Genomic DNA, 15,161 nt, shown 5'->3' with positions numbered 1-15,161 from the left:
TTTCTTGGATCATGTTCGGAGCCAGATGATGAGGGCTGCGAGGGTGACGGTGCCGAGGTAGGTGTAGGCCCGTTTCTCGTAACGGGTGGCGACGGCGCGGAAGCCCTTCAGACGGTTGATCGCGCGTTCGACGGCGTTGCGTTTCTTGTAATGCTCGCGGTCGAAGCCGGTGGGACGGCCGCCTCGGGATCCCCGGTTCCTGCGGTGTTTTTGTTGGTCGAGTCGTTCGGGGATGGTGTGCGGGATCCCGCGTCGCCGCAGGTAACCGCGGTTTTTCCGGGACGTGTAGGCCTTGTCCGCGAGGACTCGGTCGGGCCGGGTCCGGGGGCGTCCGACGCCGGTTCGTGGCACGGAGACCTGGTCCAGGACGGGTTCTAGCTGGGGGCCGTCGCCGTAGTGCCCGGGTGTCAGCAGGAGAGCGAGGGGGCGGCACCGCCCGTCGGCGGCGAGGTGGATTTTGGTGGTGAATCCTCCGCGGGAGCGTCCCAGGCACTCGCGGATCTGAGTACCGCTTCCAGCCGGACGGCCAGTTTCCGCAGCACCGGATCGACCTGTTTCGCCCTCTGGCCGGCCCCCTTTTGAGGGGCGGTGGCCGCCGGTGTCTTCCTCGCGCCGGCGGCGTGCTGGTGAGCCCGCACCGTTGTCGAGTCCACCGACACGTCCCAGTCGATCTGGCCCCCGGCGTCCTCAGCGGCCTGGACCTTCGACAGCAGCATCGCCCACGTTCCATCCGCTGACCAGCGGCGATGGCGTTTAAAGACCGTCTCCCAGGGCCCGAACCGCTCCGGCAGATCCCTCCACTGCACCCCCGTCCGGACCCGGTACAGAACCCCGTTGATCACACGCCGATGATCACTCCACCGGCCCCCACGAGTCCCGCCAGACGGCAAGAACGACTCCAGCCTGTCCCACTCCGCGTTCGTCAGATCCCCACGGCCCATACAGACAGCCTGGCCTCAACACCCCACCTCTGTCAGGAGATCCGAGAAACAGTGCCTAGGGCGGTGAACACCCGCTCCCACGTGCAGTCCACGGCCCACATCCGCAGCCGGTTGTAGACGCCCCGCCAGTTGCCGTACTTCCCCGGCAGGTGCACCCAATGCTACCGGTCTGGAACTTGAAGGCGATCGCGTTGATCACCTCACGATGGCCGCCAGCGGCCACCCCGCTTCGGCGTCCGGTCCGGGAGCAACGGCTCGATCCGCGCCCACTGCGCGTTAGTCAAAGGCACACCCCGCCCAACGACCCGCTGATCCAAACGAAATGGCCTAGATGATCGATTCCAAGGGGTCAGTGATCATAGGCGGTCAGTGAGCGTAGGACCGGCTGTCGGGTGTGGTCGTTGTGCCAGATCGCGGTGGTGAGCGCGAGGATGCGCTGCATGACACGGACGATGACACCGCCGGGTGTGCACCCTCGGTGCTGTTCGAGATCGAGTTGGCCCTTGAAGGTCTCGTTGACCGACTCGATGACCTGCCGCAACGGCCTGAACAGGGGTGCTCCGGGCCGTTCGGGCTCGCCTTTGCGGGCCGCCCGCAGCAGCCGGATGTCCTGCTCGGCCAGTTCGTGTTCGAAGCCCTGGCCGAAGTAGTTCTTGTCGCCGATCAGCGTCTGGCCGGGCCGGGCGGTGACGAGTCCCTGTTCGGTGGCGAGGAGGTCCAGCAGGGTCTCGCGCTCATCGGCCTTGGCCCCGGTCAGGGCGAAGGCGACGGGCAGGCCCTGGAGGGTGCACACCAGGTGCAGCCGCAGGCCCCAGAAGAAGCGGCTGTGGCTGGCGCAGTACCCGTACTCGGCCCATCCGGCCAGGTCGGAGCGTTTGACGGTCTCGCGGGAACGGCCGCATTCCACGGGTGTGGAGTCCACGATCCACACATCGTCGCTCCACACGGAGGTGTCGGTGGCCAGCAGTCGGGTGACGTGCCGCAGCAGCCCGGCGGCCTTGCGCAGCCGTTTGTTGTAGCCGGGCTGTTTGGGCAGGTTCGGGAAGAGATGCCGCAGGTGAGAGCGGGCGTGCCGCAGCCACCTGGCCTCGGAGGTGAAGCCGAGCATGGCCTGCATCATCGCCAGCGTGACCAACTCGGCGTCAGTGAGCCGCGGGGCGATCCCCACGGTCGGCCGCCACGGTGCCAGATGCGGAGGGGACTTCAGCATGTCATCGGTTCTCACATAGAGTGCGGTCGCGAGGGTGTCCAACTCTGTCTTCACACACCGATGTTGGACGCCCTCGCCTCATGCGTGCAGCCAGTCCGTCCGAAGAGATCAGCCGGTGACGACCTTCGTGTTCTGGCAGGCCGTCAGCAGCCAGCGGCCGTCGTCCTGCTTGGTCATCACGTACAGCGGAGCACCCTCGCTCTCGTCATCCGGGGACAGGTAGCGCTGCCGAACCTTGACCGCCGCGACGTCCGGGCGGATGAAGAGCACGTGGATCACCTCGTAGCTGACCTTGCCGTCCCAGCTGGCGGCGGGGAGTACCTTCCGGGTGAATTCCGAGATCGCTTCGAGGCCGATGAGAACCTTGCCGTGGGCCGTCGTCCAGACCGCATCGGGGTGGAAGAGGGCGAGGAATTCATCGGGGTCCTTGTGCTGCTGGGAGTGCTCGACGGTGGCAACGACCTGCTTGACAGCTTCGGTGTCTGCGGCGTGCGCCGTGGAATCCGTGTTCATGCGGACGATGGTGCTACCTCAAGCACGGTTGAGATCAAGAGAGGTGACCGGCCCACACTGCCAACGGCCACTGCCCCCTTGGAATCGATCATCTAGAGGCCGGAGTAAAGCCGCACCTTCGTCCTGTACCACGTCGACGAGGCGTAGGCCCGCGCCACTCCGACCCCCCTGCCGTCTCGCGTGGCAGTTGCGCCGGGCGCTGGCAGGCGCCAGCCGGATTCATACCGCGTACCTGCCCTGGGTGCGGGAGGATGTGTGGATGCGTCGTGGGGTTGAGGACGATGAGTTGCGGGAGTTGGCCGGACGTTTCGTCATGCCGGAGCGGCGCTACCTCAAACTGGGCGGGAGTCTTCTGCAGATGTGCGGGCGCGAGCGTGCTGTCTTCGTGCGGAAGCTTGGCGAGGCCGCCTGTGAGATCACGCCGCGGGAGCTGGAGGTCCTGTTGGAGGGCGGTTGGCGTGAGCGTAAGACCGCGGCCTGGCTCATCGCTGTGGCCGGGCGGACCGGGTTCCGCGAGCGGCTGGGCGAGCTCCTGCTCGCCAGCGAGGGACCGTATGCGGGGCAGGCCTACTGTGTGGCCCTGGCCGTGTTCGGCAGCTCCGCCGACGCCACCGTGCTGGCCGCGTACCTGGACCGTTACCTGCCCCGGGCAGACCTGTTCTACAACCAGCCGCAGGCTCTGGGCGCACTGCTGCAGCTCGATGCCCGGCTCGGCACCGGGCACACGGCACGCTTCCTTGCGTCGGGCGGTCTGTGGCAGCAGTGGACCCAGGGCCCACCCGCGAAATCCGACCCCGATCCGGAAAGCCACCGCACCTTCATCGGTCAGCTTTGCTCCGTTGTCCAGGAGAGCGCTGGGTACTGCATCGCGGCTGGTTGATGACACGCCCGCACCTGCGACCGCCCTCACGCCCTCGGGCAGGGCGGTGGGCCCAGGGGCAGGACGTCAACGGTGCTCGGCAAGTAGGGACCGTGCGGTTTCGTCTGATCGAGGGGCTACGCGCCTGCGGGTGTGCCGGGCGTCGTGGTCGCCGGGGGGGTGCCCCTATGTGTTTGGTCAAGGCCCAAGGCCAGTAGGTTCGTGCGGTCGAGTGCGGGCTGAGCCGTAGGGGTGTGCATGAGTGATAGCCAGGTCACGATCAAGCTCACGAGTGACGAGGCATTGGTGCTGTGGCACTGGCTGGAAAGGCTCCAGATGACGGACCTCAGCCGCGTTGTCGACGATCCGGCGGTCTGGGCGCCGATCCATCGAATCGCCGGAACACTCGACAAGACCCTTCCCGAGCTGTTCGCGCCCGACTATGACCAGAGGCTTGAGGCTGCTCGCCAGCGGCTTCGGCCGGAGGACTGATCGAGCGGTCTGGACTCCTCACCTGGCCGCAGCGGGTTGGGGCTCGTAGAGGGTTCCGTCGCGGAGCATCGCGAACAGGACGTCGGCCCGACGGCGGACAAGACAGAGCAGGGCCTGGGTGTGGTGCTTGCCCTGAGCGATCTTCTTGTCGTAGTAGGCCGGCCCGGGAGGCCGGGGCGCCCAGGGCGGCGAACGCGGAGAGGAAGAAAGCGCGTTTGAGCTGCTTGTTACCTCTCCTGGACGGTTGTTCGCCGCGGATGGAGGAGCCCGAGCTGCGGGTCGCAGGGGCAAGTCCCGCGTATGCGGCGAGGTGGCCGCCGGTCGGGAAGGTGCTGCCGTCGCCGACCTCGATCAGGATGCGGGCTCCGGTCCTGACGCCGACGCCCGGCATAGAGGTCAGGACGTTCGAATGAGGGTGGGCCTCCAGGAGTTCCCCGATCCGCCCGGCCAGCAGCTTGCGCTGGTCAAGGACAACGGTCAGCGATCTGGCCAGGCTCGGGACGATCAGCGCGGCCGCCTCGGTTCCCAGAACGGTCACGGTCTGTTCGTCCAGCGCTGCGAAGATCTCTTCGACCAGCCGTTCGGCCATCCTTGGCGCCTTCGGCCGCAGCAGGGTGACCAGCCGCCGACGTCCGGCCTCGCGTATCTGGTCCGGGGACCCGAACCGTTCCAGCAGTGTCAGGACGGCCTGGTGCTCCAATCGGCCCCAGCACCCGTTCCAGCGAGGGATGGATCTGCGTCAGCAGGCCGTGGAGCCGGTTCGCGACTCGGGTCGCTTCGCCGGCCAGTTCGTCGTCGAATCTCACGATCATCTCGAGCTCGGCGATCGTCTCGTCCTCGCCGTCGATCGCCCGCAGCGTGTGAGGCATCGCCGGGCCGCATCCGCGATGAGAACGCGTCCCTCGCGGCCGCCCGACTTTGGCCCACTCGACACTATCCCCGGCTGGCCCTGTTCTGATTGATCTCCTGCACCGCGCTTGACGCGCGCGGCAGGCCCGCTATTCGCCGGAGACGTGCCTGTTGCCGTCTGTTACCGGAGATAAGGCAGCATCCCGATGAGGGGTGTCCTCATCGGGATGCGGGGCTGTCGATCGGCGCGATGTGCCGTGTCCGTCTATTGCAGGGTGCCGGTGTAGGTCCAGCCGTTGGGGCCGGAGGTGTCGCCGCCGTTGTACAGGTAGGTGTGCACGGCTTCGTTGGGGCCGGTGTAGAGGTAGTCGGCGTGGGTGTCGGCGTTGATGTCGACGAGCTGGACGTGGTCGTGGTCGGTGGTGACGCCGGATGCGGTGCGTGCCGGGTTCTGCCAACCTCCGTGGTGGTCGCCGCCGCGGTTGAGGTAGGTGGTGAGACTGCCGTCGGGGTTGAGGCTGTGGTAGTCAGCCCGTCCGTCGCCGTCGAGGTCTGCGAGCCGGACTCGGTTTCGGTCCGTGGTGGCTCCGGTGGCCACCTGGTTCAGGGCTACCCAGCCGCCGGTCCCGGAGGGGTCGCCGCCGCGGTTGAGGTGGACGGTGACGGCACCATTGTCGGCGATGGTGACGTAGTCGGTGCGGCCGTCGCCGTCGAAGTCGGCGAACCGGACCTGCTGCTGGCGGGTGGTGGTGCCCCAGGCAACTTGGCCGATGTTCTGCCAGCCGTTGGGGCCGGAGGTGTCGCCGCCCTTGTTGAGGTAGACGCTGACTCCTCCGCCGGGCGCGATGAGGAGGTAGTCGGCCTTGCCGTCGCCGTCGAAGTCAGCAAGACGCACCCGGGTACGGTCGGTGGTCACTCCCGTGGCGATGCGTCCGGCGTCTTGCCATCCGGTGGTGCGGTTCAGGCGGGCGCGCACTTCGCCGTTGTTGGCGATGGTGAGCTGGTCGGTGCGGCCGTCGCCGTCGAAGTCGGCCCACCGCACGGGCCCGGTGCCGCCGGCCTCGGTTCCCGCGCGGGGTGCAGGGGTACGGGTGGTCCAGCCGTCGGTGACGGTCTGCTCGATGGCCGTGTTGTAGGCGGCTGCCAGCTTGCGGTAGCCGGCGTCGTTGGGGTGCAGTCCGTCCGGCAGTTCGGCGGCGACGTCCAGCCGGGGCGGGGCGACATACCGGAAGTGCTGCCCTGCTGTTTGCCGGCTCGTCTGCTGTGCCTGGATGACGGAGTTGAAGGCTGCGGTCTGTCGCTCAAGGCCTGGGGTGTCGGTCAGAAGTCCGAGGACGATGACGGTGGTGCCGGGCCGCTGGGTCTGCAGGCGGTCGACGAGTTCGAGGAGCCGGCGGGCGGCGTCCTCGGGGTCGGCGGCGTGCCACTTGAAGTCGTTGATGCCGAGGTGCAGCAGGACGACATCGGGCCGGGCCGCGTCCTGCCACCGGTCGATCTCGGCCCGGACCTGGTCGATCGTCCAGCCGCTGTGTCCCTCGTTGTCCGGATCACCGGCGGCGCCGAAGGATCCGGAGCCGACAAAGTCCGGCATGTAGCGGGTCTGACCGGCCATTAGCTCCCACAGGGGGCCCCGGTAACCGGCACCGGTGGTGCTCTGAACGCCTGCGGTGATGGAGTCGCCCAGCGGCATGATTCTCACAAGCGGCGGTACCGGAACGGGCGCAGCCGCAGCGGGAACAGCCGACGCGGCGAGAGTGATGGCCGTGGCGAGGGTGAGGACGGACAGCGCCATGCGTTTCATCGGTGAAGACCTTCGAGGTAATGGGGGTGAGGCCGCGGGTTGCGGCCTGCGCGCGCCGGCTGGGAGGGCCCGCCCCGGGCGGGCGGGCGGGGTGTGGTGCTGTGCCTCTGGACTTGCCCTGTCCCTGGCTGGCGGGATGCAGTAGGGGTGCCGAGCGGGCCCGGGGCCGCGAGGGCCGCGGGCCTGCTCGTGCGGTGTGCGGTCAGGTGCCGGCGGCGACCTTGCCGATGCCGGTCCAGCCGTTGGGGCCCGACTTGTCGCCGCCGTTCCACAGCCACACGGAGGCGCTTCCGCCGGGGCCGGCGAGGATGTAGTCGGCGTGGGTGTCGGCGTTGAAGTCGACGAACTGGACCTTGGTGTGGTCGGTGGTCATACCGGTGGCGATCTGCCCGACTGTGTTCCAGCCGTTGCCGCCGGCCGGGTCGCCGCCGCGGTTGAGGTAGAGGTCGATCTTGCCGTCGGTCTTGATGTGGATGTAGTCGGCCTTGCCGTCACCGTCGTTGTCGGCCAGGCGGATGCGGGAGCGGTCGCTGGTGACGCCGTTGGCGACCGTGCCGGCCGCGGGCCAGCCGTTGCCGGACTGGTCGCCGCCGCGGTTGAGGTAGACCGAGAGGGCGCCGGAGTCGGTGAAGGCCATGTAGTCGGAGCGGCCGTCGCCGTCCCAGTCGGCGAAGCGGACCTTGGTGGCGTCGTTCGTCGTGCCGTAGGCGACCTTGCCCAGGTGCTTCCAGCCGTTGGCTCCGGCGGTGTCGCCGCCCTGGTTGAGGTAAACCTCGACGGAGCCGTCGGTGTTGATCAGGACGTAGTCGGCTTTGCCGTCACCGTCGAAGTCGGCGAAGCGGACCCGGTTGCGGTCGGTGGTCAGGCCGGTGGCCACGCGGCCCAGAGGCTGCCATCCGTCGGCGCCGGCCGGGGCGCCGCCGCGGTTGAGCCACACCGAGACTTCACCGTTGTCGGCGACGCTGAAGTAGTCCGGCTTGCGGTCGCCGTCGAAGTCGGCCCAGCGGATGCGGTCGTTGCCGCCGGCTTCGTTGACGGCGGCGGAGCGGCGCGAGGTCAGCGAAGTGATCCACTGCCCCAGGTCGTCCACGCGGGTGTCGTAGGCGCCGGTCTTGGTCTCGGTGCTGTCCAGGCAGTCGCCTTGCCAAGAGCGGCTGCCGATGGCGACGATGGCGGGCTTGCCGTTCTCGGTCCGCACGGCCGGCGCGCCGGCGTCGCCCTTGCAGACGGTGGCGTCCGCCGGGGCCTTGGCGGTCAGGTCCATGCCGGTGGTCGCGACAGTGCCGACCGCGAAAGTGGCCGTGTGGATTTTGCTGGGTGCCCACTGAGTCGAGGTGCGGCCGAAGCCCGCGACGGTCAGCTCCTGACCGGCCGTCGGCGCGGTCGCGGACACGACGGCCGGGGTGATACCGAAGGCGGGCTTGTCCAGACGGGCCATCACCAGATCCCGGTCCTCGCGCGGTACGAGTTCGACGATCTGGGTGGTGTGGCCGCCGGAGGAGGCCAGGTCGGTGCGGCCGACGGTGAGGGTCGTCTTCTCCTTCGGCGCCCCGGCTGCCACCGTGTTGTTCTCCGCAGGCTTGTCCGCGAAGCAGCTCTTGGCCGCGAGCACCCAGCGCGGGTCTACCAGCGTCGCCGTGCAGAACCGCTTGTTGTCCCCGATGGTCAGCTTGCCCGCGAAGGCGTAGGTCTGGTCGCCGGAGGGCTGGGCGGGGGCGGTTGCGGAGCCGGTGATCCGCATTTCCAGGAGCGTGGCGCGCTGTGGGTCGCTCGGGCTGGCTTCGCCGAAGCCCTTGGAAGTGTCCTTCGGGACGGACAGGCTGGACGTCTGGCCGTTGATCGTGACCTGAGCGTTCAGGTCGCGGTCAACGGTCTCGATGCGGAAGGCGCGGGGGATGTTGACCGTCAGGTAGCCGGTGTTGGCGGCCTTGAAGCAGACCCGGGAGTCCTCGGTCTTGAGGTACCGCGCCCACACCATGATCTGGTACGGGCTGGAACAGGGGGTGAGGTTGATGTTGCCGTCACCCGAGATCAGGTCGGCTCCGGTGCTGGTGAGCGCGGCGGTTCGATAAGGGTACGCACCATCCTCGACTGCGAAGGCCGCGCCGGCGTTGGCTGGCGTAACCGGCTCGGCGGATGCCAGCGGCGCACCCGAGCTGATGGCGATGGCGGCGGTGAGTGTGGCTGCGGGCAGCCATCTGCGAATACGCACGAGGTGTAAGGGCCTTCCAAGCAACCCTCGACGAGCGAGTCGCGAGGGTGGGATCGACAAAATCGACCGCGCCGCGACGGTGCGGAGGGTCGTGATCGCCTGGGGGCCGAATGAAGGTTAGCCCCTCGAACACAAGATTGGCACCCGTCCCTGTCACGAAATCATCACGTCCGGTGCCGCGAACTGACCGGACGGCGCAGTGGGTCGGCACGTTGCACGAATTGTCGAGGAACCCTGCATGCGTCGCACACCGGACCGCCGGATAGTGGGTTCCAATGGCTCACGGCACCTAGCACCTGCCGAGGACACCGGCGGTTCCCGGCGAACGGTGTCATTCCGCAGTCACCTCAGCGGCCCGCCATCCACGACCGCGTAACCACGGCTTGCTCAAGATGAACTAAAGTCCCGATCAATCACCCGCTGCACCGGATCGTCTGACGATCCGTGGCGCGAACCGCTGTCTTCGGCCTGGGGAAGCCGCATCACGGAAGATGGCGGGTCGCGCCCGTGCGCGAGCAGGACGCAACGACGCCACCGGACCCCCTCCCGCATGGAGAGGGGTCTGGCCTGCCCGCGCGCACGCAGACTTTCAGACCACCACAGGGGGGAACGTCCCGTGCGTCACAACCTCGTGCGGCCCGCCAGAGCCCGGGGGAGGGGATCCGTGACGGCCTTCAAGGCCGTGCGGTGCCTGCTCCCGCTGGCACTGCTGGCCGGACTCGTCTCCGCGGCCCCGGCAGCGGCCGATGATCCGCCCACACCGTCACTGACGCCACGTCAGCAGGTGCTCCAGCAATGGAAGTCCGGCGGCCCGGCGGTCAAGTCGGCTGCTGGCCAGGCCCTTGCGGGCACGGATGAGCAGCTCCGTGCCTACCTGGAGAACGGCCGGAAGATCGCCGAAGAGCTCGACCTGCGCGAGGCTGCTCTCAAGCTCGTCACCGACGCGGGCCCTGGAGTCCGGGAGGCCGCGCAGCGGGCGCTGGACGGCACCCCGGCGGACCTCGCCGCCTTCATGAAGGACGGCTGGAAGGCCCCGCTGGCCGAGGATGAGCGGGTCCAGGCAGCCATGATCACCGAGTCCGGTGGTGCGGGCCTGCGTGAATCCGGTGACGCCGCCATGCGCGGCTCCATCGACGACATCCGCGCCTTCCTCTCGGAAGGGCAGTACAAGCAGCGCGACGACGACGCACGCGTCCGTGTCGCCCAGCTCGAGGCGAACGGAGGGCCGGCCACCAAGCGAGCAGCCGCCGCAGCCCTCAAAGGCACGATTGAAGACGTACGTGACTTCCTGACCTACGGCCAGTACATCGCCGCCGCTCAGGACCAGGAACACGCCACCATCAGCGACCTGGCCAAGCAGACCGAAGAAGCAGGCGCCGCAGCCCAGAAGGCCAAGAAGAGCGCCATCGAACAGGCGGGCAAGGCCAAGGAAGCCGCGCGCCTGGCCAAGGAGGAGTCGGCCAAGGCCGCCGCCGAGACCAAGGCCGCCCAGAGTGACGCGGTCAGGGCTGCGGACGCCTCCCGCCGGGCGGCCGAGTCCGCCCGCCGCGCCGCGTCCGCCGCCCAGGCCGCTATCGCCTCGGCCCGGGCCGCCAACGCAGCAGCGCAGACAGCCGCCATCGCCGCCTACAACGCCTCCAACGCTGCCCTGTACGCCTCCCGGGCGGCGACCCAGGCGTGGAACGCAGCCGCCTCGGGCAAGGTCAACGAGCGAGTCGCCGCCGACGCGGACAAGGCCGCCGCGGCGGCCGAGAAGATCGCCAACCTGACCGACGCCCTCGACGGGGTCCTCAAGGCCACCACGACGGCCCTGCAGGCGTCGCTCGACGCGATCGCCGACATGAACGCCGCAGCGGGCAGCGCGGCAGAATCCGGCGAATGGGCGGCCAAGTCCGGCGGGGACGCGGCCGAAGCAGAAGCTGCCGCGGCTTCGGCCCGCCGCCACGCAGCCGAAGCCAAGCGTTCGGCCGCCGCCGCGCAGACCCATGCCAACGCCGCAGCCGCCCAGGCGCGCGAAGCCGCCGGCGCGGCGCGCTCGGCCGCAGGACATGCCCGTAAGGCGGCGGAAGCCGCCCGGCACGCCGCCGACTACGCCAACGACGCCCAGAAGGCCGCCACCCAGGCCAAGCTCAACGCCGACGAGGCACTGAAGTCCGCGCAGGCCGCCGACACCGCGGTCAAGAAGGCCCAGACCGTCCAGAGCGAAGCCCGGGCGAACGAAGCCGAAGAAGTCGCGGCCCGCACCACGACCCTGGTCAACAAAGCCCGTGACGACAAAGCGCAGTACGACGCGGCCCAGGCCGAGGTCACCCGCCTCGAACAGGAAGCCGTCAAACTCGAAGCCGACGTCGACGCCCTCGCCCAGCAGGCCACCCAGCCCGGCACCGAACCCGCCAAGGTCGCCGCAACCGGCCGCAAAATGGCCCTGACGGTCATGCAGACCCGCGGCCCCTGGAGCCGGACCGCTGCCGAAGCAGCGCTCGCCGGAGATGACGCCGCCGTGGTCGAATACGTCACCGTCGGCTGGAAGAAGGCAGCGGAGCAAGACGAACGCGAACAGGTCAACCAACTCGCCAAGACCTCGCCGCACGAAGATGTGCGTACAGCCGCCACCAACGTGCTCAAGAGCGACGGCGCGCAGATCCACGCCTTCCTAACCACCGGGCAGTACAAGGCAGCAGCCCCCGACAGCCGCATCGAGGTCGCCCGCCTCGCGGAAGCCGGCGGCACCGGCGTCAAGGAAGCAGCCAAAACGGCCCTGGAGTCCACGGACCCCAAGGCCCTCGCGGAATTCCTCCTGGTCGGCCAGCACAAGGCCCGTCTCGAGGACGACCGGGTCGAAGCCGCCCGCCTCGCGGAAGGCGGCACGCCCGAGGTCAAGGCCGCCGCCGAAGCCGCACTCGCCAGCCCCGAGACGCAACTACGCGCCTTCATCGAATTCGGCCAGTACCGGGCCAAGCGCCGCGATCAGCTCAACGCCGCCCACGTCGCACAGGTCCAGGGCATCATCGCCGACGCCAGCGCCGTCGCGTCCAAGGCCTTCCAGGACGCCTACTACGCCGCCCAGGCCGCGGCCACTGCCCAGGGCTACGCCGACGAAGCAGCCCGGCACGCCCAGACCGCCAACACCTACGCGACCAAGGCCGCCGGCTACGCGGAGGACGCCAAGAAGTCCGCGAACAACGCCGCCTCCTCCGCCTCCGCAGCCGCAGCCTCCGCGACCTCGGCTCGCGACGCGGAGGCCCGCGCCGCTGTCAGCGCAGAGCAGGCCACCAACTCCGCAGTCTCGGCCAGAGCCAGTGCCGATGCCGCCGCCGACTACGCGGCCAGCGCGTACCAGGCCGCCCGGGAAGCACGCCAATCCGCGACGAACGCCGGAGCGAGCGCGAAGGACGCTAAGGACAGGTACGACAGCACCGTCGACCGCTACATGACGGAGCAGTTCCTCAAGGCACAGCAGGAACGTCTCCGGGCCGAAAGCGAACAAAAGCGGCGCACACTGTTCAACCTGGGTTACAAGGCCCTCACCCACGCGGGCTGCTTTTTCATGAACGTCTGCGTGGGCGTCTCTGTCAACACCCAGCTCGACTTCCTCCACATCAAGCTCGACATCCTCGGCCTCATTCCGGGTTATGGCGAGATCGCCGATGGCGCGAACTGCCTGATCTACGGGATAGAGGGCACGGTCGATCACTTCACCCCCACCGGCCGGGAAGGGATGTGGTTGGATGCAGGACTTTCCTGCGCCTCAGCCATCCCCATCGGAGGATGGGCTGCCGCTGGCACCAAGTTCGGCAAGTGGGCGGAGAAGTACGGACCGAAGTCGAAAGAAGCTTTCGACCGGTTGGCCGACCTTTTCAAGAAAGCACCCACCTGCGGGAAGAACAGTTTCCCGGCCGGCACCCGGGTCCTGATGGGCGATGGCTCCGCCAAGCCCATCGAGCAGATCCGGATCGGCGATACCGTTCAGGCCACTGACCCGCTGACGGGAGCCTCCAGCACTGAGCCGGTCGAAGACACCATCTACACCCCGGACGACCGGCAGTTCACCGATCTGGAAATGCACGGTGGCACGGCCGTGGGCACCCTCACCTCCACCGACCACCACCCCTACTGGGTGGAGAACCGTAAGCGCTGGGTCGATGCCGCCGACCTCCGGGTCGGCGACGCGCTGCGCACCCCCGTCGGCACCACCGTCGAGATCGACAGGGTGCACCATTGGAAGGGCCTCCAGGCCGCCTACAACCTGACTGTCCGGGAACTGCACACGTACTATGTGCTGGCCGGTTCCACGCCGGTCCTGGTTCACAACGACGTCTGCGGAATCCGCGTTTCCCCCGTACGTCCCGACTGGGCGACCAAGGGTGCACATCTGCATCTCGGCAAGGATGAAGTTCGCATCTTCCCCACGGACGGCGGCGGAATCGGTGCGGAGGGGATCCGTCTCAGCACGGGCATGCCGTCGGAACGTACTGTCCAGCAGGTCCTCGAAACCCTGAAGAACAGCCCAGAGCTCCGGGCAGATCTGATCACCAAGGCACGTTCGGCGATGGACGACATGAACGCTCACAACTGGGGTAATGACAGGAATCGAGCCGTCGAGATGCACTTCCTCATCAAGGCATTGGAGAAAATGGGATGACAGGTTCCCGTGCTCTTGCCGAAGCCGTCATCTCCGGTGCCTTCATGGATGTGTGTCCCGGCGCGAAATTGAGCGACATTGAGGAGCTGTTGCCGTTTGCGTACGTTGACGAACTGTACGGGCGCCGGCGTGGCTCCAGAGTGATGCGCCGGGACTACGGCCTACTGGAGGTGACGTCCGGAAATGAAGCGGACTGGACGTGCCGATCGGTGTCGGTAGAGGTCCACAGGCTGGCGAACTCCCCCATGATGATCGAGGAGATTCACACCCGTGCCGGCCTGGACTTCGCCCCATACACACCATGGTCGGACGTCCGGGAAGCACTCGTTTCTCTCGGACACCGTTCCGTGATCGATTCGTCGGTCGTGGACGGGTACCAGGTGTTCGGCTCGAAGGAGTCGGGCGTCTCCCTGCATGTGGTGCACGACGTCAACTGTGTACGCGGAGAATATCCCGGGCACGGAGACATCTGGAGCATGGAGATCGTCAATCGTCAGGTGAAGGAGTAGCCATCTCTTCTGTTGCCTCGACCTGTGTACGTGCAGGTCCCACTCGAGTACCGCCTTCGGCGAAGCCTCCGCTCGGTGGCACGTGGGGCATGCCTCGGTCTGCGGCCGGAGAGCTGGTGAGGCCGACCGGCACCGCATACGGATGGCTGCCCTGGCGGCCGCGAAGACCGGAGTATCGCCTGCCTGGCTTGCGGTGGCACGAAGGGGCGGGGGTCATGCCCCGGTGGTTGCCCGGCGTAATGGACCTTCACACTCGGGCCGCCATATGACTGTCCGATCGCATGGTCGGCAGGCTCACGGGACTGACCTTCAACCTCGACCCTACGAGTACTACCTGGAGCCCACCACCGACTGATCCGAGCCGCGGTCCGGATCGCCACGGCCCGGTGCCGTCGCGCGCGACGTGCCGGGCCGTGTCACTCTGGTGAGCGCCCGCAGCGCCGGGCGCAGCAGGGCACGTCGGCACCCCCGAAATGCCCGCAGTGTTCGGTTGGACACCGAGTTCGGGAGTCCCCGTTTCCTGTGCCCCGCGCGTGCCGCGCGGGGCACACGCGCTTCCGGAACCAAGGCCGACTCACTTCACCCAACGCCACGCCGTGGGCGCCCACGCGTCGTCCACGCTCCAAGGCCCCGCCGCTGTACGCAAGGAGGCCGCGAACTCGGCGGAACAAACCGTCTATCGGCAGTGATCTTGATCGTGTATCAGTCGCGCGCCGCAGGGTGATGCAGTGGTGATCCGCCGTGTGGAGCTGCACGGCAATCCGGGTGGGGAGTGGCCCCCTGTGGGGGTCCGTTGCGGGCGGGCGCCTGTGGCACGACACCCGGGTATACCGGGTCCGGCGCCTGCCGGGCGGCGCGACACGCTGCTGGTGCGCGTGGTGTTCGTGGTCGGTACTGGACGGCTGGGTACTGGCGCGGCTACTGGTGGGACTCGGCCGCGTTCGAGCTCACCAGTGCGGAGTCCGGGCATGGGTGCGCCCCGGCCGGTGTCTGAGGGGGATGTCGGCCGGGGCTCGGTGTGCTGTCCCTCACTGCTTTACTGGCCCTAACAAAGCCTCTGGACATGCCGATGGGTGATCAGGCAGACGGCGAGGCCCAGGAAGGCTTCATGGATGTCGTCGCGTCTTTCCCAC

Annotated in this window: 9 protein-coding genes and 1 pseudogene; 4 read left to right on the top strand and 6 right to left on the bottom strand. The window is 68.1% G+C overall.

What is annotated here, in order from left to right; genetic code table 11:
* Positions 1–9: 9 nt before the first annotated feature.
* From AC069K_RS27355 to AC069K_RS27345, 3 genes are all read right to left on the bottom strand, one after another.
* Positions 10–941 (bottom strand): IS5 family transposase gene (locus tag AC069K_RS27355; protein ID WP_478620777.1). Its coding sequence is split into 2 segments (ribosomal slippage): positions 10–536 and positions 536–941, totalling 933 coding nucleotides; the frame shifts between segments, so codons are not numbered across the junction.
* Positions 942–1,290: 349 nt separating this feature from the next.
* Positions 1,291–2,205, bottom strand: a complete 915-nt coding sequence (locus AC069K_RS27350) for an IS982 family transposase (protein WP_478620775.1) — start codon at positions 2,203–2,205, stop codon at positions 1,291–1,293.
* A gap of 54 nt (positions 2,206–2,259) precedes the next feature.
* Positions 2,260–2,664, bottom strand: coding sequence for an SgcJ/EcaC family oxidoreductase (locus AC069K_RS27345; protein ID WP_478620773.1), 405 nt, complete (start codon positions 2,662–2,664; stop codon positions 2,260–2,262).
* Positions 2,665–2,923: 259 nt separating this feature from the next.
* On the opposite strand from AC069K_RS27345, the gene AC069K_RS27340 reads away from it, so the two are divergent.
* Both AC069K_RS27340 and AC069K_RS27335 read left to right on the top strand, forming a co-directional pair.
* The gene (locus AC069K_RS27340) at positions 2,924–3,544 is read left to right on the top strand and encodes a DUF6000 family protein (RefSeq protein WP_478620771.1); all 621 of its coding nucleotides are present in this window, start codon (positions 2,924–2,926) and stop codon (positions 3,542–3,544) included.
* Positions 3,545–3,781: 237 nt separating this feature from the next.
* Positions 3,782–4,015 carry a hypothetical protein gene (locus AC069K_RS27335; protein WP_478620769.1) on the top strand — a complete coding sequence of 78 codons (234 nt, stop codon included), beginning with the start codon at positions 3,782–3,784 and terminating at the stop codon, positions 4,013–4,015.
* Positions 4,016–4,033: 18 nt separating this feature from the next.
* Here the strand turns inward: AC069K_RS27335 and AC069K_RS27330 are convergent.
* From AC069K_RS27330 to AC069K_RS27320, 3 genes and pseudogenes are all read right to left on the bottom strand, one after another.
* Positions 4,034–4,939 (bottom strand): annotated as a pseudogene (locus AC069K_RS27330) (IS110 family RNA-guided transposase); the annotation flags it as partial.
* 190 nt (positions 4,940–5,129) lie between these two features.
* The gene (locus AC069K_RS27325) at positions 5,130–6,554 is read right to left on the bottom strand and encodes an FG-GAP-like repeat-containing protein (RefSeq protein ID WP_478620767.1); all 1,425 of its coding nucleotides are present in this window, start codon (positions 6,552–6,554) and stop codon (positions 5,130–5,132) included.
* 313 nt (positions 6,555–6,867) lie between these two features.
* Positions 6,868–8,877 carry an FG-GAP-like repeat-containing protein gene (locus tag AC069K_RS27320; protein WP_478620765.1) on the bottom strand — a complete coding sequence of 670 codons (2,010 nt, stop codon included), beginning with the start codon at positions 8,875–8,877 and terminating at the stop codon, positions 6,868–6,870.
* Between the two features lie 664 nt (positions 8,878–9,541).
* Between AC069K_RS27320 and AC069K_RS27315 the strand changes: the two genes are divergently transcribed.
* On the top strand, positions 9,542–13,519 hold the full coding sequence (locus tag AC069K_RS27315; protein ID WP_478620763.1) for a polymorphic toxin-type HINT domain-containing protein: 3,978 nt from the start codon (positions 9,542–9,544) through the stop codon (positions 13,517–13,519).
* Complete coding sequence (locus AC069K_RS27310) at positions 13,516–14,028, top strand: hypothetical protein (RefSeq protein WP_478620761.1); 513 nt, start codon at positions 13,516–13,518, stop codon at positions 14,026–14,028. The genes AC069K_RS27315 and AC069K_RS27310 overlap by 4 nt, the downstream gene beginning before the upstream one ends.
* The last annotated feature ends 1,133 nt before the right edge of the window (positions 14,029–15,161 follow it).

Source organism: Streptomyces sp. NPDC043908 (assembly GCF_056435525.1).
The sequence above is the reverse complement of the archived record's forward strand: the minus strand, read 5'-3'. Positions and strand labels throughout refer to the sequence as shown.

Bases quoted from the DNA above. Each gene is read 5' to 3' on its own strand.
- AC069K_RS27340 (WP_478620771.1), top strand. From the start codon at position 2,924: ATGCGTCGTGGGGTTGAGGACGATGAGTTGCGGGAGTTGGCCGGACGT.
- AC069K_RS27345 (WP_478620773.1), bottom strand. From the start codon at position 2,664: ATGAACACGGATTCCACGGCGCACGCCGCAGACACCGAAGCTGTCAAG.
- AC069K_RS27335 (WP_478620769.1), top strand. From the start codon at position 3,782: ATGAGTGATAGCCAGGTCACGATCAAGCTCACGAGTGACGAGGCATTG.
- AC069K_RS27325 (WP_478620767.1), bottom strand. From the start codon at position 6,554: ATGCCGCTGGGCGACTCCATCACCGCAGGCGTTCAGAGCACCACCGGT.
- AC069K_RS27310 (WP_478620761.1), top strand. From the start codon at position 13,516: ATGACAGGTTCCCGTGCTCTTGCCGAAGCCGTCATCTCCGGTGCCTTC.